Below are 26,126 nucleotides of genomic sequence, written 5' to 3' on the forward strand. Positions count from 1 at the left end.
TGACTTTCAACCTTCCAACGACGTCGAGATTAATCATGAATAAGCTGTTCACTCCGTACGACCTGTCCGGTATTGCGCTCAAAAACCGCGTCGTCATGGCCCCCATGACTCGCACCCGAACCTTGAACAACATTCCAAATGAATCCAACGCGCTGTACTACGCGCAACGTGCTTCTGCCGGCTTGCTGATCACCGAAGGCCTGCCTATCTCCGACGAGGCTCGGGGGTATCTGTACACCCCCGGCATTTACGAAGATGAGCACCTGCCAGGCTGGCGCAATGTCACTGACGCTGTGCATGCCAAAGGCGGGAAGATTTTTGCGCAGCTCTGGCACGTAGGGCGTATGTCCCATGTCTCGGTGCATGGTTTGGTACCGGTCTCCTCGGGCAAAGTGCCTGCCGTAGACACCACGGTGTATGCCTGGATCGAACCGGGCAAATCTGGGCCTGTTCAACCAAGCGAACCTCGCGCCCTGGAAACTGAAGAAGTGAAACGGGTCATTGCGGATTTCGTTAAATCCGCGCGGATGGCGATGGACGCAGGTTTTGACGGTATCGAAATCATGGCAGCCAACGGCTTCCTGTTCGATCAATTCCTGAGCAGCGCCCTGAACACTCGCACTGATCAGTACGGTGGCTCTATTGCCAACCGTCAGCGCTTCCTGCTGGAAACAATTGACGCGATTGCTGCTGAAATTGGTGGTTCGAAGATTGGCGTTCGCTTCTCGCCGTTTGGTCGCCTGTACGACTTCGGGGTGTACGAAGGCGAAGAAGAAACCTGGATGAGCATGGCGGCTGCCCTCAACGAACGAGAGCTGGCATTTGTTCACCTGAACTACCAACCGACCATCTTGGCCGCGCAAACGCCCCCAGGCTTCGGTGCTGCGTTCCGCGACGCTTACAAAGGCACCTTGATGGCTGCTGGCGGCTTCACCAAAGAGATCGCAGAGTCTGAGCTGGCCAAAGGCGAACTCGACCTGATCGCTTTCGGCACCGCTTACATCGCCAACCCGGATCTGGTCGAGCGCATGCAAAACGATTGGCCGCTGGCCGAGGGTGATCGCGCTACCTACTACGGCGTAAGCGATTCGATTGATAAGGGTTACACCGACTACCCTGAATACGCAGCAGCAAAAGCCTGAAATTCCATCCCAAACATTTAGGAGAACACCATGCCACTCGTAACTATTAAAGGTATTGAAGGGGTTTTTTCTGACGAGCAAAAAGCCGAGGTCATTCGCAAAGTGACTGACGCCATGGTGTCGGTGGAAGGCGAAAACATGCGTGCCCTGACCTGGGTCATTTTCGAAGAGGTTAAGAGCGGAGACTGGGGTATCGCTGGCAATCCAGTCACTGCACAGGACGTGCTGAAGTTGCAAGCAGGCCAATAAGGCTTCATCGCCAAACCATTAGCTCCCTGATCGCTGAGTGTATTTACGCTCAACGATCAGGGGGCTTTTTCCGTTCTTGAAGAACGCCAGGTTTGTGGGGAATCACGTCATGATTCTGATCATTTACGCCCATCCTTACCCTGAGAAATCCAACGTAAACACGTTGATGCTCAGGTTCGCAGCTAACAAATCCGATGTTGTAGTCCGTTCCCTGTACGACCTATACCCCGATTTCAACATCAACGTTGAAGCTGAACAGAAGGCCGTGGAGCAAGCAGACCTGCTGGTTCTGCAGCATCCTTTGTATTGGTATAGCTACCCCCCACTTTTGAAGCTGTGGATCGATAAGGTCTTCACGCAGGGCTGGGCCTACGGGGCGGGTGCTACTGCTTTGAAAAATAAAAATCTCCTGTGGGCCGTGACCACGGGCGGAGAGCATGATCATTTTGAAGGCGGTGACCATCCGGGTTTCGCGGTGCTGTCCCAGCCTCTTCAAGCAACCGCGAATTACTGTGGAATGCGTTGGTTAAGCCCAGTCGCAGTTCATGGTGCATATAGAGCAGACCAAGACGGACTGCTCAAGCAGATCCGCCATTACGGCGAGCGCCTGGCCTCGTGGAAGGAAGATTGAATGGACACTCATAGCCTGATTGAAATGCTCATTTACTTGGGCTCAGCTGCCTTGATAGTCCCAATTGCCGTTCGGTTAGGTTTAGGCCCGGTTCTGGGGTATCTGATAGCCGGCTGCTTAATCGGCCCGTGGGGCTTGAAGCTTGTGACCGACGTCGAGTCCATACTGCACTTCGCTGAAATTGGCGTGGTGTTGATGCTGTTCATCATTGGTCTCGAACTCGACCCCAGGCGTCTTTGGGCTATGCGCCGGATGGTGTTCGGTGGTGGTGCGATGCAGATGCTGGCATGTGGTGCAGCCATCGCAATATTTTGCGCTGCACTAGGCTTGAACTGGACAGCTGCGCTGCTGGTAGGGCTAACGCTGAGCCTCTCGTCGACAGCTATCGCGATGCAGGCCATGAATGAGCGGAACATGACCTCGACCGCCGTGGGTCGAAGCAGCTTTGCCGTGTTGCTTTTCCAAGACATCGCGGCGATTCCCCTGGTGGCTATGATTCCACTGCTGGCCGCAAACGGTGGCACGCCCTCGGGTGCGGAACTGGCCCTGTCTATCGCGAAAATCGTAGGTGCAGTTGTCGCAGTTGTTCTTTTGGGTCAGTACGTATCCAGACCCGTCCTTCGCTTTGTAGCGCGCTCTGGCCTGAGAGAGATCTTTAGTGCTGTCGCGCTGTTCCTGGTATTCGGATTCGGCCTCTTATTGGAAGAGGCAGGCTTATCGATGGCCATGGGTGCTTTCTTAGCGGGCGTTCTATTGGCTAGCTCGGAATATCGTCATGCCCTAGAGAGCGATATCGAGCCTTTCAAGGGATTATTGCTGGGTCTGTTCTTCATCGGCGTAGGCATGTCGATTGACTTCGGAACGCTGATCGACGCCCCTTTGAAAGTCATCACTCTGACGTTGGGCTTTATCCTGATCAAGCTGCTCGTGATAAAGCTTCTGGGGCGTTTCTTGAGTGTCCCAAGTGATCAGCGCTCGTGGCAGGCGGTGTTCCTCGGCCAAGGCAGTGAGTTTGCCTTTGTGGTATTTGGCGCAGCGACTGTCGCCGGCATCCTGATCGACCCTTGGGGTAAAAGCCTGACGTTGGCGGTGGCGCTGTCCATGTGTATAACGCCTCTGCTGATCCTCTTGCTCAATCACTTGGACTCGTCGGGCAAACAGGGTAGCAAGGAATCGGACATCATTGATCAGAGCAATCCTCGAGTCATCATTGCTGGCTTCGGTCGGTTCGGTCAAATCGCTGGGCGTCTACTGATGTCCTGTGGCTTTGAGGTAGTGGTCTTGGATCATGATCCCGACCACATCGAGACACTGCGAAAATTCGGAGTGAAGGTGTTTTATGGGGATGCCACACGTCTCGATTTACTTCACGCTGCGGGTGCCGCGAAAGCCGTGGTGCTGATCAACGCCATCGACAACCAGGACGATAACCTGGCACTGACCGAGCTGGCTCAAGAGCATTTTCCATCCCTGAAACTGGTGGTGCGTGCTCGTGATATGGGGCATAGCATTACCCTGCGCCAGATGGGCATAGAGGCCGTCGAGCGGGAAACTTTTGAAAGCGCGTTATCCCTTGGGCGTAGAGCCTTGGAGCAACTGGGTGTAGGGCGCTACGAGGCTCGTGAGCGTGCGGATCGGTTCCGTCGCCTGAATTTGGAAATGCTGGAAGAAATGGCCGCTCAGCCCGCTGATGACACCGAATTCAAGTACGACGCTTACAAACGAGCCAACGCTTTACTGACGGAAATATTCAACGAAGATCGTGCTCATCCAATTGACGCAGGCCCAGGAAAAAATGAGTCTTCAGCACCGAGAGGTGAATAGCCGGCCAGACTGCGAGTTATGGAGAACGCTCCGTTAGCTAGCGTCTTCCAGCTCAGTGATAATTGCTTTCTTCAAGGCTGAAACTGACTTAGACCCAGCGAAGACTTTCAATAAGCGGCCTTCGTGAAACACCGCCAAGGACGGCACAGAGCGGATGCCATACATCGGCGCAATTGTCGGAGACACCGCAATATCAATCTTTCCAAAGACCGCTAGAGAATGGAGTTTTCCCTCCAGCTCCAAGAAGATCGGCTTCATCTCTTTACAAGGTTTGCACCAGGAGGCTGAGAACATTACGACACTGCTCCCTTTGGCTACGAAGCGAGCAAATTGGGGAGCGCTCAACTCAACGATACGACTCATCTGGATTTCTCGTTCTGTATTGAGGAAAGGCGGCACCTTGAGAATGCCGCCATCCATTGCCAGTCAAATTTTGCAGCCATCGATCCCGCAGACTTGGCCCATTGATGAGCTATCCAGGGATTTCGCCTCAGCTGCCATCTGATTCAACGCCTGAAGAAAGGATGCGTCTGTCTGTGCGCCTGATACCGAGAACGCATTATTGAAGACGAAGAGCGGTACGCCGGAACCCAATTGGGCGGCAAACTGTTCATCCGCCTTCATCTCAGCGCGCAACTCTGCAGATGACCAAGCCAGCTGGATGGACTCGTCCGACACACCTGCGCCTTTAGCAATCGCCGCCAAGCTGGCGCGATCAAAAAGGGACTTACCGTGGCTGGTACTCTGCTCGTACAGCGCTTCCACAAGACGCTTCTTTACCTCCGAGTCTTCAACAGCTTTTACCAGCACATGAGCATCCGCAGTATCGCCAAACATCATGGTGTCAAAGCGGTAATCAAGCCCGTCGACCTCGCCATATTTACTGACGGTACTCATCATCGATAAAGCGGAGTTTGCGTTACCAAGCTTACGCTTCAAGGCAGGAATCATCGGCTCCGGAGCATGGTTGGCAGCCAGCCGATAGGCCCGAACGTTGACCTGTACGTCGTCCTTCTCTGGGAAGCATTCAAGTGCTTTCTCAAAGCGGCGCTTGGCAATCCAGCACCAAGGACACACATAATCAGACCAGATATCGACAACGTATTTTTTCGAAGGAGTTTTCATAATCTATCCTGCACGAAGAAATGAAGACCGAATTGCCGCCATTTCAAGCAAATGGTTAAAACCAGCCAAAGGGTCGGTTGATCGACCGAGTGTCCAATCAATGAGGCTTGCTCCCTCCAACATACTCAACAGCATGAAGGCGAAGTTTTCAGCCGTTGTTCCCAGCGACCAGTTGTGCTGGCGGACTGCGTCATTCAGGGTGCTTTGGAGCCAGGCGAGCTGAGAGTTGAAGAAGTCCCGCGTGAGCCCTTGGAGCGACAACGGCAACGCAGCCATTTCCGCAGCCAAGGCGCCGCATAAAGGCAGCAGCCCATCATTCGCGCTGATCACGAAAAGTCGAGAAAAGGCCTGCAGACGCTGCAGTGGCTCGGGATACATGGCTTCGATTGAGGCCAGCGTTTCATTGAACCGGGAGATGTAATCGTTGATCAGCTCTGCGCCCAAGCACTCCTTCGTAGGAAAATGATGGTGAATGCTGGCTTTTCTGATACCGATCTTCGCAGCGAGATCAGCGTAACTGAATGCTGAGTAACCCTTTGAACGCATCTGGGTTTCCGCGTAACTCATGAGCGCAGCTTTTGTCGTGATAGGCATTTGGAACTCCTACAGCCAGCACCTTTTTCCACCGGAGGCAGTGCACTGGGAAAGCGCCTCACTGAGAGGCGCTATATGCAGCGCTTGCTACGGTATTAGGCCCGTACTGCCATCACCCCTGCATCAACGTCCCAGATAGCACCTGTCACCCAGGAAGTTTTATCCGAGAGCAGGAAGAGGATGGTGTTGGCGACGTCCTCGGGAACACCGACACGCCCCAGCGGGTGGAAATCGTTGAGCGACTTCATCGCATCCGGAATCGCGTCCTTGTCCATGAAACCTTCATAGATCGAGGTGTGAACGATGCCAGGAGACACGGCATTAACTCGGATACCGGAGTGCGCCAGCTCAATTGCCAGGTTTCGGGTGACTGCGTGCAGACCCGCCTTAGCCATCGAATAAGCAGTCGCTGGAGAGCCTGCCAGTGCAGCTTGGGCGCCAATCGAACCGACGTTGACAATGGAACCTTCGCGCTTGGCGGCGAGCATATTCTTGACCACGGCCTGCGTGATAAAGAACGTGGCGCGGTTCAAATCCAGATACATGTCGTAATCAGCCTCATCGTGCTCGATGAAAGGCTTCGGAATGAATATGCCTGCGGAGTTCACCATGAAGCCAATGTCACTGTGATTGGCATTGATTTCGTTGCGTACGAAATTCATCCCTTCTTCGGTCATGAGGTTGGCAACGATCACCGATACGTTCCCCAACGAACTCAGCTCAGCGCGAACAGCGTCGGCTTTATCCTGTTTACTGCCGGTGAGAACCACGCTGCCACCAGCCTTCAAAAACAGGCGTGCTGTTTCCAGGCCCATGCCGCTTGTGCCGCCCACGACCAACAGTTTTTTGCCTTTAAAAAAATCGTTCATTACAGACTCCAGTACCAGATAACCGAAAGGTCGCTGGCCGCCAGGTGCCGTACACACCTGCGGCCATGACAGTTAGCCTTCGATGACTTCGAGCTTAGGGAGCATGCGGATGGCTTTAGAGAAGTTTGCGTAGTTGACCGAAGTCTTAAGCACCACCTTGTGCAGCTCTTCCACGCGCTCACGGGAGGCGTCGGTGTGCAGGCGGATTACGACGCTTACCTCGTCGTAGCCTGGGTTAACGCTTTCATCGATACCCAGGAAGCCACGCAGGTCGAGAGTGCCGTCGGTCTCAATTTCCAGGCTGTGGATCTTGATGCCCATCATCGCGGCATTGGCGGCATAGCCGACCGACATGCAGGCGTTGAGAGCAGCCATCAGCAGTTCCTGAGGGTTAGGCGCAGTGTTTTCGCCCAGCAGTTCATTGGGTTCATCGGCGGCGATTTCGAAATCACGCGAGTAGGTTTCACCGGCCAGGCTATAACGGCTGACTTTGGCTACAGAGCGGGTCTGGCCTTTCCACGCGGTCTTAACGTTGAAACTGGCGTGGCGCTTGCTCGCATCCTCAGCAACGGCTTGGGCAAATTGTTGCAGGGCAGCTACGTCAATACCGTTCAGATTGGTAGTCATTTGATAGATCCTCGGTGCACGCATTTACGGGGGTAGGTTGTTCGCTGAGAAACAACTCTACCAACTGGTAGGTTGGCGTGCAAGAAATTCTTTTCCCGTGAAGTGTGCGCACGCATGCGGCGACCTTTCGATCCGAAGAGGCTCGTATCTTAAGCTTGGTGAAATACCTGCTATTTCAGCAGGTTAGGCGACTGAAATGCCAGGCTCTCGGAGGTTTTAGATTTACACAGAGGGGAAGAGGCCAGCTCCGTTAAGAACTGGCAGCGGACAGTGCGGAGCTCCACTGCGAAGAGGTGGTAGCGGCTCAGAGTGAAATACTCCAAGACGTTGTTTTTAATATAATTAATGAAAACATAAACCAGACAAGAGGGGTTTTAGGCTGGCAGCAGTTGTCTTCGGCTGATGCACCTTAGGGGCACGTTTTTCATGCATGTTTTTGGTCGAACAGGGAGGGTGGCGATGATGGCATCGACCATCGACCACTTGCGCAATGAGAGGCCTTTGTCGAGAAGAAGTCGTCGATGATCTCCAGAATGCCCCTCGCAAGCAGATGCTCTTCCAGCAGATGCCGGTAACTCACCATCGTGGTGCCCTCAGGGGTCGGGGCGCTGAGTGTCAGCTGTGCAGACTGGCGCATCGAGGTGATCTCTTACAGCGCTTCTTCCATGGCTGGATCGCTAGTGAGACCAGTATTGCAGAGGTGGATGCGCAGCATGGTTTCCAGTGGATAGGGCTTCCTACCGCTGTCAGCTTTTGGATTAAGCGGTTCGCAATGCAACCAGTGCATGCCACGGCACGACCTGTTTCATCTCAGCCAGGAAACGCTTGTGGCGTGTTTGCAGAGCACGGCGAGACTGATCAAGTTGTTTGCGCTCTCAAATCTGTGGCTGGTGCGCCTGCATTAGTTGGGGGACGTGCGTCCGTGAAGAATGTAACCAGGGCGTTGCCCTGGTTTCTCAATAATCAGCGCATGAAGAACAAGCTTTTCTGAGCCCCAAAACGCCTAATTAATGGTAAGGGGCCGGCGAACACACCTTCCCGATGCAAACGCCGGAGGCCATGGTATCCACCTAATTTAAGTGGACGCCATTTCTGACCCATCAGGCGGACTCTTCATGCGCCTTCAGCGCCGTACCTACAGCAAATCCTTCAAAGCCCAGGTCATTCAAGAGTGTTCAGAGCCCGGCGCCTCCATCGCCAACATCGGATTGGGCCCCAGCCTCAACGCCAACCTCGTGCATAAATGGATACGCCTGCACACGCAGAAATCCACCGCGTTGCAGCCAGCGTTCATCCCTCTGCATACCCAGATGCTCCCGACCAGATCACAAGGCCAACCCGCCTACATTTGCCTTGAAATCCAATATCCGCGCACGCTCATCAAAATGAGTTGGCCCGTCGACAGTGCCGCCGCCTGCGCAGCCTTAGCTTGAAGGCCAAGCGGGACGAGGCTGGCCTGCATCATTTTCGCCCTATCTCCCGAGCGTCTCCGCCACCAGGTGCAGGCCAATTCAGCATGCGTGAGCGCTTCAGATCCTCACGACGAATCACGTAATGGCCAGCGTCAAAAAAAAGTTCGAAATTTTTGGGGCGCGCTGCAAGCCAAGCGGTATGCAGCTTGGGCTGTACGCCCAACAGGATATGCACACATTATCCACAGGGCATATGTGTCTTCAACGCTTGATAACTAAGCGGAAATCGCTCATCTTGTGGTTGCTGCGACAAAGACACCCTAGATATGGTGTTTGCAGTGCCGTGTCCCTAGACGGGGGGCGAGTTCAGCGAGCGGTCACGTTAGGTCGCCAAACGTTCCGTGATCCACTCGCTCTCAAAGCCATACGGTTGGACAACCTGACTTGAGTGAACGCATTACATCGAATTGCGCACTGCCGCGTCAAATGAAAGGTGACGCGTGGTTCGATGCGCTAGCGCTCGGTCGGGGCACTTAATCTCTGATCAAAAGGTAAGACTATGAGCTTTAATGCGAAACAAACCAGCAGTTCGATCGCCAGCCTGGCCTCGGCTGTACTGCTTGACTCTAAATCCTCCGCTTTGGCCAAGGAGCTAGCTGGCTCGGCGCTTTCTCAGGCCTCATCTACCAAGCAAACCAGTGCTCGGATGGAGGAGCTAGCCAGCAAAATTCTGGGTGAGTTGGGCCACAGCCAGACGGTGTTGAGCCTGGCAGGCTCCGTGCTTTCGCAGGCGAACAAAGAGCGCTGAGTTCGGTGCTGGTAACCACGCCCCGCCCAGGCGGGGCGTTTCTATTTCTGTTGCGGAGCCCGACGGTTCATCTCCTACCTGTGACACCCCGCCATGAGGTAGTTTTTGCGAGGTGGAGCTTGGCTCCGGCTGCCCGTTGAGGCGAGTACCGTAGCGGGATTTCTTGATTGTGGGCCAGCAATGGATAACCCCCGTCTGCTTTAGATTGAGCTTCGAGTTGTTCCTGTGCATTGATGGCCTATTGCCCTGGCGATGCCTTTTCGGTCTTTGAGCGTTAGAGCGAGTGGAATGGAAAGCATAATCGTCAGTGACGTCTGGGGCGCGCCTCGGGTTGCTATGGCGAGGGCGTCGCGAACGCCCTCAGCGAATTGCTGGACGGATACAGGCGTATGCTAGGGAAAGATGGCCCTGTTCGAGTCACGTAAGAGGTCGAAGAACGCACCTTCAAAACTCCAGTATTGAGGGCGATGGTGTCCACTCGATTAGGTGGACACCATGGCTTGCAGCGGGTGGGGCGGGAAGATGTGTTGGCCGGACGGTTACTATCAATGTTTAGTTTCAGAATTCAAAAGCCCAGCCAGAATCAAATCAAACCCAGAAGACTTCTGGTAATCATCGTTCATGGCCCAAGACACAAAGCTGGCACCCTCCAGGGCATTCAATATAAATCTTGAAACCTTCGTAACGTCTAGGTCGGCCTTAAGCTCACCCAGAACCTGGCCATGCTTGATGTTATCTTGAAGCCAAGTGAGATGGATTTCGAAAAAATCCTTTGTTATCGCCTTGAGGCTTTCAGGTAAGGCCAGCAGCTCTGCAGCCAACGCCCCGCAGAGTGGAAGCATTCCATTTTCACTACTGTGCGCGAACATAAGAGCAAAGGCGTTCAACCGGTCAACAACGCCAATATTTTCATCATTGATGGCATTCAACTGCTTCTTGAAACGAAACAGATAGCTTTCGACGATGGCAATTGCCATGCCTTCCTTGGTCGGGAAATGATGATGAATACTCGCCTTCTTGATGCCAATTTCCTCTGCCAAGTCGGCATAGCTGAAGGCTGCGTAGCCCTTCGTGCGCAACAGAATTTCAGCGCTGGTCAAAAGGTCTGAACGTGTACTCATGATGCGGCATCCAAATTTGTCATCCAGACATCATAAATTAGTCACCCCTCATAAGACAGCGCTCGCCATGCGCGCACTGGGCTTCCTAACCCTTAGCGCCCATCTCGAATAGGCTCCATGCGGGATTGGCGAGCCTAGGAGCCTGCTTAGGACTACCGATCCACCAGGCGGCGGCTGATCTGAGGCCATTTCGAAATGAGCCAGAAACGCTAAGACGCAAACTGGTTCGGGATCAACGAATTTTGTTGGGATTGGTTGCGAATGCGCAGATAAAAATCCATACGTGAGCAATGAGGCTTCCCAGCCAGGCTATCTATTTTTTGGAGGGCAGGGCGGGAAAAAGCTTACCAAGAGCGGGAGTACGGGGGGCATGCCGTTTGCCGCCTTGCTTGATCACTGAGTTTTCTGGGGTGATTCTGCGTCTGGCACCCGCTTGCCTAATTCGACGACGTCATCATTGAGGTCGGGCACGCAAAAAATGCATTCGTTTGGATCGATTTGCGTTCCTTCAATGTAACGCATTCGCTTATTAGCCGACGATCGATTGATGCCGAACCGAAAGGTAGCTCGGGTGGGTGGTTTATCGTTTGTGTCCACGTGTAAATTCCTCCGACTTGTGAAGGCAGGATACCATCCAGTAGGTAGGCTTGCAATGGGTGGTGCCATCTGACATCACTTATGTCGCGGGGCAGTACTAAGGAATTTGGATTCAGAGGTACACGGAATGGGGCACTGCTGCATCCTTGTGAGCTGGAGTGTGGCTGTGCCAGTCCTGCTGGTGCGCGGCTGGCTGGTTGGCTGGCTGGTGTATAATAACGCACGAGAAATGGTACGATTTCATTACAATTTGGCGAGCCAGATAGTTGTTTAGGTTATCGTCACATTTTCAATGTGGTTGGCTGGAAATTATTCCATGATCGATTGCATATTTTACTAGCGCTGCAGGTTTGTCGATTTTTAATTTTCGTCGAATGCTCAGGCGGTGCGTCTCTACTGTTCTGACGCTTATATTAAGTTCACGGGCCATTTCTTTGTTGTTCAGTCCTTGAGCCATTTTATAAAGAACTTGGCTCTCCCTGGGCGTTAGTTCGCTGGACTCGCCGTCTTCAAGGAGAAGTTTTTGTGCTATTTCGGCACTGTAAAAAGTACCTCCAGTTGCGATCGCTTCAATCGCCGCAACTATTTCTCTCGAAGGGGAGTTTTTTAACACGTAGCCGCTCGCGCCTGCACGCAGTGATTCGCTGACGTATTCTTTACTGTCGTGCATGCTGAGCACCAGAACCCGCAATGAAGGATGCTTTTCGCGTATTTTTCGTGTGAGTACAAGACCGTTTATGTCTGGTAGATTGATGTCTACTAGAAGTAGGTCTGGCTTGCACTGTTCAACCATTTCCATGGCGCGTGCGCCGTTTTCGGCCTCACCAACAACAGCCACATTGGGTACTACCGAAAGCAATGCCCTGATCCCGTCGCGGACAAGCGAGTGGTCATCGACTAAGGCTAAACGAATTTTTGTTGATAGGCTCATAGGGGGGTGTCCATTGTTATCGAAATAAGTGGTTCAAACTTTTCTACAAGGGATGCTCATTGGGATCTCAATGTCGACCTCACTCCGGCCAGGTGAAGATACCAGATGAAATCGACCACCCATGTGTTCGACGCGTTCGCGTATGTTTCTTAGTCCGATCCCGGCATGGCGACGCTCAACTTCATCGACGTTAAAGCCAACTCCATCGTCGATGACTCTTAAGCGAACAGATTTCTCGGTTCCAAACAAAGTAATCGCTACATGGTGAGCTTGAGCGTGTCGCTCGATGTTAGATAATGCTTCCTGAACAATTCGAAAAAGCGAGACGGGTACCCCATCGTCCAGCAGGCATTCAAACTCATTGGTTTCGAACGTTACCCGCAGTCCACTGCGCTGCTCGAACTCATCAGATAATTGTCCGATTGCGGCGGGAAGCCCCAGGGTGTCCAAGAGCGAAGAACGAAGGTCGTGTGAGATGCTCCGAACCTCCCCGATGGCCTCTCCAAGTCGCTCGGTAGCCTCTTTCAAGATAACTGCACCTGGGCTTTCTTCGTTTTCGAGCAGAAAGCCTGCTAGCTCAAGTTTGTATTTTATGGACACGAGAACTTGGCTAATGCCATCGTGAAGCTCGCGAGAAACGCGCGAACGCTCCTCTTCCTGAAGGCTGACAATTCGCTGGTTCAAGCGTTGTAGCTTGGTGTCGGCCAGTCGATGCTCACTCAGGTTCAGCGTCATCCCGCTTGCAAATACGAACAGGACTGCCACAAGGGCGACGACAGCAATTGAAACCATCGTCTTGCGGATGCCATGAGCCACTTCATCGCGCGCTTGCCGAGTGGCTTTCTCAACGTCTTCAAGGTAGATGCCCGTACCGATCATCCACCCCCATTGTTTTAACATTACGACGTACGCTAGCTTTTCGGTCACTCTTCCGGATGAAGGCTTATTCCACGCATAGCGTTGAAAGCCCTCTCCAGACCTGGCACTTTTCAGCAACGCTTGAATCACTAGCAGACCGTGTGGATCTCTCATATCCATGAGGTCTTTGCCGACAAGCTCTGCCTGCCGTGCATGCATCAGGCTGCGGCCTTGGCGATCGTAGACGAAAAAATAACCATTTATACCAAAGCTAAGCTTCCTCAGCTCGTCTAGGACTTTTTGCTTGGCATGTTCGTCACCATGGCCATCGTTATAGAGGGGGGCGATCAAGCTCCTTGCCATCGCTACGTAGTTCTCCAGCTCTGCACGCTTACTGACCAAAATACTGTCTTCGATCAGTTGTGCTTGCTGGTCACCCAGCTGGTTGTTCAGGGAGATGACAAGCGCGCAGATAGCGGCAATAGCCAATACAAGTGGCAAGATCCCCAGGGCGACAATTTTGTGTTTGAGCTGCATTCCTACTCCTGTCCAGACCTTGTACTCGACCAGCGGTCTTGGGGGCTGCGGTTGGAGACCACTGAGGCTCCAGCATCTTATGTCAATCCCCGATGCACCGAGTAGCCGAAAGCGGCTAGCGGTCGAAAGACCCGATTGCATAGCCGGCAGCTCAGTAGAACTACGTAGGCTTGTGGGCGTAGTTCTGCGGATTTATTTGTGGTGGGTATACGCGGATATTGGCCGCTGCCGCGAAGCGGACACAAATATAAAAATCACGGTCGACGACCTACAGGCTGTCGACAGGAGACACGTAATGACCCATATGGCTAAACACATTGCCTGGTTTGCCGTGGCTGTTCTGGGAGCATTCGCGCTGAGCGTCGTGGCCTTGCGCCGTGGCGAAGCTATCAATGCTCTCTGGATCGTAGTCGCAGCAGTCGCCATCTATCTCGTTGCATACCGATACTACAGTCTGTTCATCGCCGAGAAAGTGATGCAGCTAGACCCTCGTCGGGCCACTCCCGCCGTTGTCAACAACGACGGCCTGGATTATGTGCCGACCAACAAACACGTGCTCTTCGGGCATCACTTCGCTGCAATCGCTGGTGCGGGGCCTTTGGTTGGGCCAGTACTCGCTGCCCAGATGGGCTATTTGCCTGGAACGCTTTGGCTGATAGCCGGCGTGGTGCTTGCCGGCGCGGTACAAGACTTCATGGTGCTATTCCTGTCTACCCGCCGCAACGGTCGCTCTTTGGGGGACATAGTGCGAGAGGAGATGGGCAGAGTCCCAGGAACGATCGCGCTGTTTGGCTGCTTCCTGATCATGATCATCATCCTTGCCGTATTAGCGCTGATTGTGGTCAAAGCGCTGGCTGAGAGCCCCTGGGGTATCTTCACCGTCATGGCCACCATTCCGATCGCCATGTTTATGGGCGTCTACATGCGCTATGTTCGTCCCGGGCGCATCGGAGAGATCTCGGTAATTGGTGTGTTGTTGCTGTTGGGCTCAATTTGGTTGGGGGGGCAGATTGCTGCTGACCCAGTTTGGGCCAAGGCTTTTACCTTCACCGGTATTCAAATCACCTGGATGCTGATTGGCTACGGCTTCGTCGCTGCGGTGCTGCCCGTCTGGCTGATCTTGGCACCACGTGACTACCTGTCCACGTTCCTCAAAATTGGCACGATTCTCGCGCTTGCCGTCGGTATTCTCGTCACTATGCCCGAGCTGAAAATGCCGGCGTTGACTCAGTTCACCGATGGCACGGGGCCGGTGTGGAAAGGCGGCTTGTTCCCGTTCCTCTTTATTACCATTGCCTGCGGTGCAGTCTCGGGATTCCACGCGCTGATAGCCTCTGGCACAACACCTAAGTTGCTCGCAAGCGAAGGCCACGCCCGCTACATCGGCTACGGTGGCATGTTGATGGAGTCCTTCGTAGCGATCATGGCTATGGTGGCTGCGTCGGTAATTGAGCCTGGTGTGTACTTCGCCATGAACAGCCCTGCGGCTATCGTTGGTGGTGATGCAGTGTCCGTAGCGCAGACGGTTAGCAGTTGGGGGTTCACAATTTCACCTGATCAGCTTGAGGCTGTTGCCCGAGATATCGGTGAAACCACAATTCTTGCCCGGGCAGGAGGTGCACCGACGTTAGCTGTAGGTATTGCCCAAATCCTGCACCACCTCTTGCCGGGTGAAAATACCATGGCGTTCTGGTACCACTTTGCAATCCTCTTCGAAGCGCTGTTTATCTTGACCGCAGTCGATGCTGGCACCAGGGCAGGACGCTTCATGCTGCAGGATTTGTTAGGTTCGTTTGTTCCTTCCCTACGCCGCACAGAGTCCTGGACGGCGAACCTTATTGCCACCGCTGGCTGTGTGGCACTGTGGGGCTACCTGCTCTACCAGGGCGTGATCGATCCGTTGGGTGGTATCAATACGCTTTGGCCGCTGTTCGGCATTTCCAACCAGATGTTGGCAGGTATCGCTTTGATGCTAAGTACCGTCGTGCTTATCAAAATGAAGCGTCATCGGTATGTTTGGGTGACCCTGCTACCAGCGATTTGGCTGCTGATTTGCACTACAACTGCGGGATTCATCAAACTGTTCGATGCTAACCCTGCTATGGGCTTCCTGGCGTTGGCCCGTAAGTACAGTGATGCGCAGGCCAATGGTCAGATTTTGGCGCCGGCGAAGGACATTTCGCAGATGCAGCATGTGATCTTCAACGCCTATACGAACGCTACGCTCACAGCCCTGTTCTTGCTTGTTATGTTTAGCATTTTGTTCTACGCGCTCAAGGTTGGGATTGCGGCGTGGGGTAGCAAGGAGCGGACGGATAAAGAGTCGCCTTACCAAGCACTGCCTGATGCATAAAGGAGGGTGGTAGCGTGTTCAATGACCTGAGTCGCCTCGGTAAATACCTGGGTCAGGCAGCGCGTCTGATGGTGGGCATGCCTGACTACGACACCTACGTCGAGCACATGCAGAACAAGCACCCTGACAAACCTCTGATGTCATATGAGGAATTCTTTCGGGAGAGACAGGAAGCTCGATATGGCGGCGGCAACGGTCAGCCACGTTGCTGTTAGCACCTTGAGGTATTTATCTGCGTAGTCAATCGCGCCCGATGCAATGCATCGGGCGCTTTGCGTCTTGGTCTGCGAAAACGGTGTCAGTCTTCTAAATGGTTGGTAACGCCATGGTTTAGTTGCTTTCCGAGTGCTCCCGAAAATTCCAACGCAAATGCTAGTCCCCGTCTGACATCCGAATCAGAGGTCATCCGAAGCAAACGGATTAAAGAGGGGGGTTCCGAAAGCTTGCTCACTTGCGCGCTTGCGACGCGAGCTGCGTTACCCGCTAACCATGCAGCAGACGTGCCTTCTTCGAAGACATTTGCTAGCTTTTCGACCATGTAAGAATCGCTCATGTCGACGATGTCGGTCGCAACTGACATTAGGTCGACCAGCCTTGAGAGTCGATCTCCGGCCAAGAGTGGCTCAAGCTTTACGACAAGCAGCCTGAGCCCTTCGAGCGCCGCCTCGCTAAGTTCCAACGATTCCAAAATCGAGGGCGCTCCCGGTTGATTTTCCGAGGCGCTTCCTTGTTCAGAGAGTAAGCTCATCTGAGGTGTCCTGTAAAATTATTGATCGTGTTACACCAGGCCGCGCGCGACCGCCCAATATATGCCTCTATTGAAGCTTTTCCTCATAAGTCCGCCAACCTTAGTGGGGGGCGTAGGCTTTACATCACTTTCATAGTCGTACCAGAGCGGCATTCCTGCCTCCAGTCCCATCTGAGCAATTGCAGCAACCTTGCCCTCGTAACTGTCGCAAGTCCGCCCGAAACGAAGCTCGGAGGCTATGTTATTTACTACAACGGGGGACTGGCTATGGCATGCGCCTCCGGCCTTGCTCACGGGGAGATCAACGGTATCGCCCAAAACATAGACGTTTTCTAAGCCATAGACTTTCATGGTTTGATAATTTGTAGGGAGCCACCCTTCATCGTCTGCAGCTTGCGATAGTCCGGAGTTTCTGACCGCCTCTACGGCGCGGATAGGTGGGGTTGCCATAAGGATATCGAAATCTTCAGCCCCACCCTCTTCTGAAAAGGCGATATTGCTTTCTGGATCAACTCTGTTGAGAGTAAAGCTTCTTTGATGCTTGATGCCCCTTTGCTCAAATATGCTTGGTAGTACTTCGCAGGTGTCCTTTTGCAAAAAAAGACAGTTTCTTAACAGTTGAGCTACGGTGGGGTACGTGTAGACAATTTCCACCTTGTTTCTAACGCCGCGTTTACGTAGCAGGTCGTCAAGCATTAGTGTAGTTTCAATGGGCGCAATACCACATTGATGAGGTACATTGGGCGTCTTGGGGAATGTTACCGTGACTAGGATGCGACCTTTTTCGATCGACTTTAACTTATCTGCAAGCTGCCGCGCAGGCTCATGCTGATAGAAGTGATCACCGCCTTCTTTTAGGCCGTCGATTCGTTCAGGGCTTGGTATGCACCCTGTGGAGATAATGAGTTGGTCGTATCCGTATGCTTTTCCGCTCTTACATTTCACGCGGTTTATATTGAATTGGAATTCCTCGACCTCTTCAATAAGAAAGTCAATCTCAGGGCGGAGTAGGCTGCGCTGAGGCCGCCTGAGTTCATTCTTGAAGAAGCTGTCAAAGGCGATGTACATGAAGGCTGGTTTGTAGTAGTGCCAGGGGGAGTTTGACAACATCAAGATTTCTACTTTACCACTGCGTATTTCAGGGTAGAGTTTGGTGGCAAGGTGATTGGCAGTCATTGTGCCGCCAATGCCGCCGCCGACAATAATTATCCGATGGGACATGTGCTCTCCATAGTTTTAGCTAAACGAAGGCCAGTCGTGCTGTGAGCGAGGCTGGCCACAATGAGGCTCTAGCGGATTAGGCCGGGGGAATGCCTGTGTTCAGTGCGCCATCCGTAGAGGTATTGAGTTTTGAGTGTTTTTTGGCGTATAGAAAGTAGATTGCGGCACCAATGAGCAGCCATGCTCCGAATGCAATCCATGTGTGCAGTTTTAGATACGACATGAGCGTAATGCAGAAAATAATCGCGAGTGCTGGTACGAGCGGTACGAGAGGGCATTTGAAGGCACGTGGCAGATCGGGCCGCTTTTTCCTAAGTACGATTACTGCAAATGAAATAAGGCAGAATGCGGCTAGCGTGCCTATGTTCATAAGTTCAGCAAGTACATTTAATGGCACTACTGCTGCGATAAGGCCGAAAATTATGCCGATCACCCAAGTAGTGAAGAATGGTGTTCCATATTTAGGGTGAATTTCGGAAAACTTAGAGGGCACCAATCCATCGCGAGACATAGCGAAAATAATTCTGGATTGCCCATAGAGCATTACAAGCACGACCGTGGTCATCCCCAAGATAGCACCCAAGTCGACAAAGCCTGCTACCCAGTTTTCACCTGCATGTTGGAGGGCTAGCGAGACGGGATGGTCGACGCCGAGGAACTCACCGAATGGAACGATACCTGTCATGATCATGGACACCACGACGTACAATATCGCGCATATACCAAGTGAACCAATAATCCCGATAGGCAAATCACGCTCGGGTCTTTTGACTTCCTCGGCTGCAGAAGATACTGCGTCAAAACCAATGAACGCAAAGAAGACCAATGCTGCTGCGCTCATTATTCCATTGAATCCAAAAGGCGCAAAGGGCTGCCAGTTTTCGGGCTTTACGTGTCGGGCGCCGACAATAATGAACAAAAGTACGACTGCAATTTTGAGTGCCACCATGATGTTGTTGATTTTTACAGATTCACGTATTCCAACAGAAAGCAGCCACGTGATTACCATCATGATGACAAACGCAGGAAGGTTGAAGAAGGTACTAACGCCTGGTAGCGCCCCGGGTGCTGCAGTCAACACGGTGGGTAACGAAAGTCCGAACCCACTTAGAAGAGACTGGAAGTAACCAGACCACCCAACAGATACTGCGGCGCTAGCCAACCCGTACTCAAGCATAAGATCCCAGCCGATCATCCATGCAACAATCTCACCGAGTGTGAAGTAGCTGTAGGTGTAGACGGAGCCTGCTACCGGAATGCTTGATGCAAACTCTGAATAGCAGAGTGCTGCAAAGCCACACGCTAAAGCAGCGATGATGAACGAAACTGTCAGTGCAGGCCCAGCTGTTAGAGCGCCCGTGCCCGTTAAAACAAAAATACCTGTTCCTACAATGGCGCCCACCCCGATAAATATAAGGTCGACGGGCCCGAGCACCCTTTTTAGAGATATTTTTGAAGATTGTAGTTTGCTTATTTCGTCTAAGCTTTTTGTTCTAAAAATGCTCACAATTGCCTCCGGTTTTATTATTCTCGGCAGTACGTGAAGAAGGGGGGTAACCTATCGGATCCCCCTGTCTTAGCGTGCGCAAGGCTTTATTTATTTAATCGGTTAATTAACGCTCGATCAATGTTAAGCCTGATGGCAAATCAGATCGAATCTATCAAAGCCCAGTTTGAGGTCGGCGATCAGGTCTTCTGCATTTTCCAAGCCGATATGAAGTCTAATCAGGTGACCCTTTTCCTCCCAGGTGGTTGTGGTACGCATTTTTCGTGGATCTACTGTCATCGCTAGGCTCTCAAAACCACCCCAGGAATAGCCGAGTCCGAAAAGACTTAGATCATCAAGAAGGGCTTTGACTGCTTCAATGGGGGCGGATTTGGTAACAAACGATAGGAGGCCGGTTGCGCCTGTAAAATCCCGGCGCCATAGGGAGTGATTTTTGTGGGATGGTAGCCCAGGGTAAATGACACGAGAAACTTGGTCTTGCTCTTCCAACCATTTTGCCACGCACAGGGCGCTGCGTTGATGTCGCTCCAGACGAACGTCTAATGTCCGAAGTCCTCGCAGTGCCAGATTCGCGTCGTCCGGGCTCACATATGTGCCCGATTGGAAATGGTAGGCTTTCAGTTGCGGCCATGCGCGTGATGATGCGGCGATGGTGCCGATAAGGGCATCAGAGTGACCAACGATATACTTGGTGGCAGCCATAATCGAGAGATCAACGCCATGATCGATCGCTTTGAAGTAAAGCGGCGTCGCCCAGGTGTTATCGAGCAGAACCAGTGCGCCATGGGCGTGTGCGGCCTTGGCGATTGCCGGGATGTCTTGAATTTCAAAGGTGTGAGAGCCTGGGGACTCAGTAAACACCGCCTCAGTATTAGATTGGAAAAGTTCGGAGATGCCCGCTCCAATTTGAGGGTCGTAGTAGGTTGTCTGAATACCCAGCCGTTTTCCTGCAGTATCCAAAAAATGGCGTGTCGGGGCATAAACACTGTCCGGTACCAGAATATGGTCGCCTGAGCCTACAACGGACAATATCGCGGTAACGCACGCGGATAGGCCGGAAGGGCACAGAACGGCCCCAGTGGCGCCTTCCAGCGTTGATATAGCTTCGCACAGGGCCTCGGTCGATGGATTGTTCCATCGACCGTACTGATAGCGCTGGTCGCCATTCTGCATACAGTCGACGCTTGGGAAAACGACTGTCGAACCTCGGTAGATAGGAGGGTTGACGAAACCGTAGTGGTCTTCGGGATGGCTACCTGCGTGAGCAATCACCGTCGCGCTTGAGGTGGTTAACTTATTGTTATTCAAGGCTTTTCTCTCTGATCGATGCGTGGCTAGACCAGTTAATTATATTTATTTCCTAGAGAAATTTTCTTTCGTATATTTCTTGCATGGCGGTTTTCTAGTTAATATTATTAGGGCTGTCTAGGAAAATTCCGTATCCGATTAATTTAGATTTTTCTGCCATTGCCCGAGATGCGCCCATGATTGAGCTGGATAAGGTGGATCGAATGATCCTTGAGATCGTTCAGTTGAACGGTCGTCTCACCAACGCTGAGATTGCAGCTCGCGTCTCGCTTTCGGCCCCTGCAAGCTGGAAGCGATTGAAGCGGCTTGAAGAAGAGGTGATCGAGGGGTATCACGCTTCCCTTAACCGAAAAGCTATTGGTTTGAATGTTTTTGCTTTCATCAGTATTACGTTGGATACGCATTCTGAGGAGGCGATGGACAACTTTGAGAAGGGAATCAATTCACTTCCAAGTGTGATTTCCTGTCATAACATATCTGGGAAGTATGACTATTTACTTCAGGTGGTGGTTAAAGACATGGACGATTTCCATCAGCTGGCTATGTATAAGATCCGCCGCTTGGGAAATATTAAGGAGATGTATACGGGCTTTTCTCTCAAAGAGATCAAAAGGTGCCCGACTCTTCCTTTGTGAGTGCCAAGGTTACGCGCGATGTGGAACTTGCCTCAGCGATTGATGCAGTGCGTGCAGCCTAAGATCGACTGTGCTGCACGTGTCGATGCTTTTCAGTCTCTCGGCTTTAATGAAGCTGTTTGCTTAGCTGACAGTACCAGGGCAATGCCACCTAGTACTGTGAGGGAGCTTAGGCCAAGTCGAGTAGTAAAGGTTTCCCCTAGCAGTAGAACTCCGGCGATGGAGGCAATCACTGGCACGGTCAGTTGTACCGTAGCTGCGCGAAAAGATGAGAGATGTCGAACCGCCGCGTACCAGATAGCGTATCCCGCGCCTGATGCGATTGTGCCTGATACGACGGCAGAGGTAATACCGACAACGTCTGCATGGAAAGAGGATATGAAGGGCAGGGAGGTAAGCATGATTAGCGGCACAGACATCATGAAGTTGCCAGCTGTAGCCGCCAACGGATCAGTTAAGCCTTTACCGAGTATTGAGTAGACCCCCCATGCCACCCCTGATGCTAGCATTATTACTACGCTTGTCAGCGGCGGAGCGCTGGATCCAGGAAGAAGCAGCACGACAAGGCCAGTAACCGCCAACACTAGGCCTAGCAGTGCCAAGACGCCCATACGCTCTCCCTGCAGAACTCCGTACCCGAGCATGGTTAGCTGCACTGCGCCGAACAGAACAAGTGCGCCGGTACCGGTGTCTAGTTTCAGGTACGCGTAGGAAAACGCAAAGGCATAAACATAGAGTGATACAGCTCCCCCCCAGGAACCTGTCGCCTTTTTTACTGGCCGCTGAAACTTAAGAATCACCCATAGGATCAGTGCACCACTCACCAAACGTATGACACTGAAGCTGATCGGATCGATAGCGCTGTGGCGCAGTGCGACGCGGCACAGCACTGAGTTCGCAGCAAAGGCGGTCAAAGCGATAGCGGTGAGAATGACAACGCGTTGTGTTTTTTTGGTGGTGAGAGCGGCAGATAGACGTGTATTCAAGAGAAGTCTTCCACTGGGTAGGGTCAGATTTCCAACCGAGAATCTGTTATAGAGTGTCAACCTTAAAGGTCGCTTCAGTCCATGTATTTGAATTCAATTTCCAGAGCTTTCTGCAACTCCCTGTATGAATTCGCACCCATGATCAACTTAGAGAGAATCCCCTCTCTAAATACTGCGATTGAAGGAACGCCGTGAATATTTAATGCTTTCGCAACCGTGGGGGACAGGGCGACATCAACGTGTCTGAATGACGCGAGCTGAGAGTAGGCGTCAGCGAGCTTTTGGAAGACTGGCTTCATTCCGGTGCACGGGCCGCACCAAGGAGCAGAGAAGTAGACCACAAAAAGTCTATGGGGTACGCTAAGTTCTCTATACAGCCCGTCTGCATCTAAGTCATGAGTGTCATTCATAGAAACATATCCAAGCTTGTTCTTAAAGTGCTGCGTAGGGCCGCCAGGTAGTACTTTGGCGTCCCTTCAGCGATGATGCTGCCAGATATTATATGATCTCTAGTTTAGGCGATACTTTGATTTCTCTCGCCATATTATGGAAGTTTGGCGAGGTTTTAATGACGTGTGCATGAAGCTCCTCAATTTGATCCTGAGGCGCGTCTGCGCAAATTTTTACTTTGTAGTTAATTTCATTTATGCCAGGGTTGAGGCTTTCATCAAGACCCAAGAATCCACGTAGATCTAGATTAGTGTCCGTTTCAATTTCAAGACTCTTGATTTTGATGCCCCTCGCCGCAGCGCCTGTTGCGTAACCCACCGACATACAAGCATTCAGGGCGGCAAGCAGCAGCTCCATTGGGCCGGGAGCTGTATTCTCACCCAGCAGCTCAACAGGCTCGTCCGAGACGATCTGGAAGTCTCGCGCTATTTGCCGACCGGCAAGCCTGCATTGAGTAACATTCGTAACGCTTTTGGTTTGGCCCATCCACTTAGTCTGGACATTGAAGCGGACTTCAGCTTTTGTGTCATCCGCCGCTACTTCGCGAGCGAAGTTCTCTAGATTAGTAACGTCGATACCATTCACAATGTTGTTCATACTGACGGCCTACAGAAATTAATATTTATCGTTAATGTGCGAGCATGTTCATCAGCTGTCACATCCGTTTAGGCCGCAGGTCTGCCCTTGAAAAGATTCATCTTCGGTGGCATCCGAATGCATTCGTTGTAGCGCCAGTTTGAATGCGTCAACGGTTTGGGCTCCCGAAATGTAGAAGCCGTTGTTGAAGACAAACAGAGGAACGCCGTTTGCGACCTCACGAGCCTCTTTCTCATCCTTGGCGACTAGGTAAGGCAGCGTCTCATCATTCCAGGCATTCTGGACGAAACTTTCTGAAAGGCCGACTTCTCCCGCAATTTCCGCTAATGAGTTCACTTCGAAGATCGAGCGTCCATCTGTGGTGCAGGCCTTATAAAGGCGTTCGCTGAGAGCCTTTTTGATGTCGTTATCGTCGACTGCTTTGACGAGAGCATGTGCTTTTGTGGTGTCTCCAAAAAGCATAGTGTCAAAGTTGTAAACGAGGCCTGTTTCTGTGGCGTTCGCAACAACAGCCTGGATCATCCCCTTGGCAGACTGCTCGTTGCCAAACTTCTGCGCAAGAACCTGTTTTATCGGTGCAGCTTTTTGGCCAGCAGCGAGTCGAAATGCCTTGTAGTTAACTTGAACCAAGTCCTTGTGCTCGAAATCGGCGAGGGCAATCTCGAACCGGCGCTTCGCAATCCAGCACCAAGGGCAGACGAAGTCCGACCAAACGTAAATGGTGATCAATTTGGATTCTGCGCTCATTTTGTATCACCTGAAAGATTCAGCAGCCCAGTTATTAGTCTGGGCGCGGACGGGAAAAGGATGGCTGCTCATTAGGAAAACAGCCCCTTTAGGTCATTCTTTGTCGAAGGCGTCTAGCACATGGGTGCTATAAACCAGAGCTGCGCCTGCGTTCATGTTGATTGCGACTCCCAGAGCTTCTGAGACCTCCTCAACCGTAACACCAAGCTTCTTAGCTTCGGCTACATGGAAAGCAATGCAGCCGTCGCAGCGAGTGGTCACCGCTACCGCAAGAGAAATCAGCTCGCGGGTTTTCGCGTCTAGGTGATTGGTTTTTGCGCCAGCCCCACCTAGTGCCATTACACCTTTAATGGTTTCTGGCGAAAGCGAGCCAAGCTGCATAACGCGGGCGTTGATGTCTTGTCGGGCCTGTTTCCAATCTTGCATGTGATCCTCTCAGCTACGCCAAGGCGTAGAAATTAAACATTTAGTATGGTTGCGGGAAAGGAAAACAAGCCTACCACCTAGTAGGTAGGAATAGCAATTCTGTTTCATTTATTAGGATTTCCCAGCCAACAGGCGCAATCACTTGCGCCGAGCCTCTGTGTCTGGTCGGCTGGACTTGGCTTGATATCTGGCTTTCAGAAGCTTCCGGCGGTCACGGAGCGCTGTGGATGCTGAGCTACCTGTGCTTTCCTCACCCCTGCCGCTTAGCCGTTTCCCGCAGTGGATATGAGTGAGCCGATGCTGTACGTGATCGACTCGACTGGCGGAATTGGTCTGAAGGGGAGCTACGGCCATTCGTTAGGTGTCTAGGATGGCTTCACGATTGAGCTCGTCATTGGTGGCGGCAACAACACAGCCTTGCGACCGCTGAAGAGTAGGGTGCCAGCCCTATGCAGAATTCTCGCACCTACGCTAACGCTGGGATTAGGACGATTGCATTAGAGCTAACGCAAAAAACGCCACTAATATGATGAGAAATATCATAGACCAAGAACTGCTACTGGCACTCTCTTTCCCTTGTCGCTGTGCCGATTCACTATCGCAGCAGAGGGGAGTTTCTTTCCCTTGTTCCCTAGCCTTCTTTAGGGCCAAAATTGAGCAGTATCGCATAAGACAATTCCTTTAGATCGAGGCAGTAACACTGTTATAGATATCTAGAGCTCCAGGCGGCAATGCATGAGGCAACATACTCCGCATCTCGACTGTTAGTTAATAGATGGTCGGCGGAATCCAGTGAAATGAAGCTTTTAGGGTGTTTAGCTGCTTGGTAAATCTTCTGCGCTTGTTCTATCGATACGATGTTGTCCGTGGGGGAGTGAAAGACAAGAAGCGCACGTTTCAAGTTCGCAGCACTGTTATCCTGCTGGTGGCTCTCAATGTCGTCAAGAAACTGCTTTTTTATTGTGAATTGTCTATCTGCAAGCGTTACGCTGTACTCACCAATGTCTCTGATGGTTTCCACCTGACCTTTGAACTGTTTCATGACATGGGACGCATCGGCGGGAGCGCCGATTGTAACTACCCCCTTTGCCTCTGGAATGTGCTTGGCCGCTGCTATAACTGCGGCGCCGCCTAAACTGTGTCCAATCAAAAGGGATGGTGCCTGGTGGAAATTACGCAAATATTCTGTTGCAGCTACTAAGTCGGCAACATTAGAAGAGAAATTACTGTTGGAGAAATCTCCATCACTGCCACCAAGACCTGTGAAGTCAAATCGAAGCACAGAGATATTATTGTCTACCAACGCTTTGGCAATTCGGGCGGCTGCTTTTATATCTTTTCCACACGTGAAACAGTGCGCGAACAATGCGTAAGCTTTAGGTGACTGAGGCGCCTCAAGCAGACCTGAAAGGTTCATGCCCTGGGAATTTGGAAACGTAATTTTCTGTTTGGTCATGTTTAGCTCCGTAGGAAGCATTGGTCTTGGAGTAGGCTTGCTGAGAGTTTTGCGTGTGTGAATTGTCGCAAAGGTGGTAGGGAATTGAGGGTCGAACTCGAATAGATCGAAGCCTACCATCTAGTAGGTGTGCTTGCAATCGTGATTGACAGCCTCGATTTTTAGAGGGGGGCGAACTGGCACAGGGCTGCACGGTGCTAAGCACTGAGGGGGGGTGACTGATCACCAGAGCGTGTTTTATACGTTACTATTGGAGCGCCCGGTTAAATGCCGAACTTCACGGACAGCGTCAGACCAATCTTGTCATTCGCAATGCTGAGGCCGGTCTGGCCAAGGGGTTGTTGCCAAAGAAATTGACTGCCACATG

27 protein-coding genes and 1 pseudogene are annotated in these 26,126 nt (G+C 52.1%); 9 read left to right on the forward strand and 19 right to left on the reverse strand.

The annotated features are described in order from the left end of the window. The first annotated feature begins 35 nt into the window (after nt 1-35). The 4 genes from HU720_RS02515 (at nt 36) to kefC (ending at nt 3,846) form a co-directional block, all read left to right on the forward strand. Nucleotides 36-1,142: an alkene reductase gene (locus tag HU720_RS02515; protein WP_186517017.1), complete on the forward strand. Its 1,107-nt coding sequence runs from the start codon at nt 36-38 to the stop codon at nt 1,140-1,142. Between the two features lie 30 nt (nt 1,143-1,172). Continuing rightward, entirely contained in the window at nt 1,173-1,391 is a 219-nt protein-coding gene (locus tag HU720_RS02520) for a 4-oxalocrotonate tautomerase family protein (RefSeq protein ID WP_014860756.1), read from the forward strand. A gap of 109 nt (nt 1,392-1,500) precedes the next feature. Then, nucleotides 1,501-2,022: a glutathione-regulated potassium-efflux system oxidoreductase KefF gene (gene kefF, locus HU720_RS02525; RefSeq protein ID WP_100633693.1), complete on the forward strand. Its 522-nt coding sequence runs from the start codon at nt 1,501-1,503 to the stop codon at nt 2,020-2,022. Further along, the gene (kefC, locus tag HU720_RS02530; RefSeq protein ID WP_186517019.1) at nt 2,023-3,846 is read left to right on the forward strand and encodes a glutathione-regulated potassium-efflux system protein KefC; all 1,824 of its coding nucleotides are present in this window, start codon (nt 2,023-2,025) and stop codon (nt 3,844-3,846) included. It abuts the gene before it with no gap. A gap of 33 nt (nt 3,847-3,879) precedes the next feature. On the opposite strand, the gene HU720_RS02535 is transcribed toward kefC, so the two are convergent. From HU720_RS02535 to HU720_RS24175, 6 genes and pseudogenes are all read right to left on the reverse strand, one after another. Beyond that, nucleotides 3,880-4,209: a thioredoxin family protein gene (locus HU720_RS02535; protein WP_100634008.1), complete on the reverse strand. Its 330-nt coding sequence runs from the start codon at nt 4,207-4,209 to the stop codon at nt 3,880-3,882. A gap of 63 nt (nt 4,210-4,272) precedes the next feature. Then, complete coding sequence (locus HU720_RS02540; RefSeq protein ID WP_100633697.1) at nt 4,273-4,971, reverse strand: DsbA family oxidoreductase; 699 nt, start codon at nt 4,969-4,971, stop codon at nt 4,273-4,275. 3 nt (nt 4,972-4,974) lie between these two features. Beyond that, on the reverse strand, nt 4,975-5,565 hold the full coding sequence (locus tag HU720_RS02545) for a TetR/AcrR family transcriptional regulator (RefSeq protein WP_100633699.1): 591 nt from the start codon (nt 5,563-5,565) through the stop codon (nt 4,975-4,977). A gap of 95 nt (nt 5,566-5,660) precedes the next feature. Further along, nucleotides 5,661-6,434, reverse strand: coding sequence for an SDR family oxidoreductase (locus tag HU720_RS02550; RefSeq protein ID WP_100633701.1), 774 nt, complete (start codon nt 6,432-6,434; stop codon nt 5,661-5,663). Between the two features lie 72 nt (nt 6,435-6,506). Further along, the gene (locus HU720_RS02555) at nt 6,507-7,061 is read right to left on the reverse strand and encodes an OsmC family protein (RefSeq protein WP_100633703.1); all 555 of its coding nucleotides are present in this window, start codon (nt 7,059-7,061) and stop codon (nt 6,507-6,509) included. A 393-nt stretch (nt 7,062-7,454) separates the two neighbouring features. Continuing rightward, nucleotides 7,455-7,903, reverse strand: a pseudogene (locus HU720_RS24175) (transposase); the annotation flags it as partial. 273 nt (nt 7,904-8,176) lie between these two features. Between HU720_RS24175 and HU720_RS02560 the strand changes: the two are divergent. After that, the gene (locus tag HU720_RS02560; protein ID WP_100633705.1) at nt 8,177-8,494 is read left to right on the forward strand and encodes a transposase; all 318 of its coding nucleotides are present in this window, start codon (nt 8,177-8,179) and stop codon (nt 8,492-8,494) included. 538 nt (nt 8,495-9,032) lie between these two features. Continuing rightward, complete coding sequence (locus tag HU720_RS02565; protein WP_100633707.1) at nt 9,033-9,281, forward strand: hypothetical protein; 249 nt, start codon at nt 9,033-9,035, stop codon at nt 9,279-9,281. Between the two features lie 545 nt (nt 9,282-9,826). Here HU720_RS02565 and HU720_RS02570 read toward each other — a convergent pair. From HU720_RS02570 to HU720_RS02580, 3 genes are all read right to left on the reverse strand, one after another. Beyond that, on the reverse strand, nt 9,827-10,402 hold the full coding sequence (locus tag HU720_RS02570; RefSeq protein ID WP_100633709.1) for a TetR/AcrR family transcriptional regulator: 576 nt from the start codon (nt 10,400-10,402) through the stop codon (nt 9,827-9,829). 886 nt (nt 10,403-11,288) lie between these two features. Next, entirely contained in the window at nt 11,289-11,930 is a 642-nt protein-coding gene (locus HU720_RS02575; RefSeq protein WP_186517021.1) for a response regulator transcription factor, read from the reverse strand. 33 nt (nt 11,931-11,963) lie between these two features. Beyond that, nucleotides 11,964-13,325 (reverse strand): cache domain-containing protein, encoded by a 1,362-nt coding sequence (locus tag HU720_RS02580; protein WP_122388547.1) that lies wholly within the window; start codon nt 13,323-13,325, stop codon nt 11,964-11,966. Between the two features lie 295 nt (nt 13,326-13,620). Between HU720_RS02580 and HU720_RS02585 the strand changes: the two genes are divergently transcribed. Continuing rightward, nucleotides 13,621-15,678 carry a carbon starvation CstA family protein gene (locus HU720_RS02585; RefSeq protein ID WP_100633715.1) on the forward strand — a complete coding sequence of 686 codons (2,058 nt, stop codon included), beginning with the start codon at nt 13,621-13,623 and terminating at the stop codon, nt 15,676-15,678. 14 nt (nt 15,679-15,692) lie between these two features. Further along, entirely contained in the window at nt 15,693-15,893 is a 201-nt protein-coding gene (locus tag HU720_RS02590) for a YbdD/YjiX family protein (RefSeq protein ID WP_014860748.1), read from the forward strand. Between the two features lie 83 nt (nt 15,894-15,976). Here HU720_RS02590 and HU720_RS02595 read toward each other — a convergent pair whose 3' ends face one another. The 4 genes from HU720_RS02595 to metC form a co-directional block, all read right to left on the reverse strand. Beyond that, on the reverse strand, nt 15,977-16,426 hold the full coding sequence (locus tag HU720_RS02595; RefSeq protein WP_186517023.1) for a DUF1641 domain-containing protein: 450 nt from the start codon (nt 16,424-16,426) through the stop codon (nt 15,977-15,979). 30 nt (nt 16,427-16,456) lie between these two features. Continuing rightward, nucleotides 16,457-17,647 (reverse strand): FAD/NAD(P)-binding oxidoreductase, encoded by a 1,191-nt coding sequence (locus HU720_RS02600; protein ID WP_186517025.1) that lies wholly within the window; start codon nt 17,645-17,647, stop codon nt 16,457-16,459. A gap of 76 nt (nt 17,648-17,723) precedes the next feature. Next, nucleotides 17,724-19,154, reverse strand: coding sequence for an amino acid permease (locus HU720_RS02605; protein WP_186517027.1), 1,431 nt, complete (start codon nt 19,152-19,154; stop codon nt 17,724-17,726). Between the two features lie 123 nt (nt 19,155-19,277). Continuing rightward, nucleotides 19,278-20,462 carry a cystathionine beta-lyase gene (gene metC, locus HU720_RS02610; protein WP_186517029.1) on the reverse strand — a complete coding sequence of 395 codons (1,185 nt, stop codon included), beginning with the start codon at nt 20,460-20,462 and terminating at the stop codon, nt 19,278-19,280. Nucleotides 20,463-20,638: 176 nt separating this feature from the next. Here metC and HU720_RS02615 point away from each other — a divergent pair, with 176 nt between their 5' ends. Beyond that, nucleotides 20,639-21,097 (forward strand): Lrp/AsnC family transcriptional regulator, encoded by a 459-nt coding sequence (locus HU720_RS02615; protein WP_100633724.1) that lies wholly within the window; start codon nt 20,639-20,641, stop codon nt 21,095-21,097. A 92-nt stretch (nt 21,098-21,189) separates the two neighbouring features. Here HU720_RS02615 and HU720_RS02620 read toward each other — a convergent pair whose 3' ends face one another. The 6 genes from HU720_RS02620 to HU720_RS02645 form a co-directional block, all read right to left on the reverse strand. Then, the gene (locus tag HU720_RS02620) at nt 21,190-22,083 is read right to left on the reverse strand and encodes a DMT family transporter (RefSeq protein ID WP_186517030.1); all 894 of its coding nucleotides are present in this window, start codon (nt 22,081-22,083) and stop codon (nt 21,190-21,192) included. 74 nt (nt 22,084-22,157) lie between these two features. Next, on the reverse strand, nt 22,158-22,493 hold the full coding sequence (locus tag HU720_RS02625; protein WP_186517031.1) for a thioredoxin family protein: 336 nt from the start codon (nt 22,491-22,493) through the stop codon (nt 22,158-22,160). 88 nt (nt 22,494-22,581) lie between these two features. Further along, on the reverse strand, nt 22,582-23,130 hold the full coding sequence (locus tag HU720_RS02630) for an OsmC family protein (protein ID WP_186517032.1): 549 nt from the start codon (nt 23,128-23,130) through the stop codon (nt 22,582-22,584). Nucleotides 23,131-23,181: 51 nt separating this feature from the next. Next, entirely contained in the window at nt 23,182-23,877 is a 696-nt protein-coding gene (locus tag HU720_RS02635) for a DsbA family oxidoreductase (RefSeq protein ID WP_186517033.1), read from the reverse strand. Between the two features lie 93 nt (nt 23,878-23,970). Beyond that, nucleotides 23,971-24,303, reverse strand: a complete 333-nt coding sequence (locus HU720_RS02640; RefSeq protein WP_122388558.1) for a carboxymuconolactone decarboxylase family protein — start codon at nt 24,301-24,303, stop codon at nt 23,971-23,973. Nucleotides 24,304-25,006: 703 nt separating this feature from the next. Further along, complete coding sequence (locus HU720_RS02645) at nt 25,007-25,759, reverse strand: alpha/beta hydrolase (RefSeq protein ID WP_186517034.1); 753 nt, start codon at nt 25,757-25,759, stop codon at nt 25,007-25,009. Nucleotides 25,760-26,126 lie beyond the last annotated feature (367 nt).

It is taken from the genome of Pseudomonas sp. SWRI51 (assembly GCF_014268825.1).
Lineage (GTDB): Bacteria > Pseudomonadota > Gammaproteobacteria > Pseudomonadales > Pseudomonadaceae > Aquipseudomonas > Aquipseudomonas farsensis.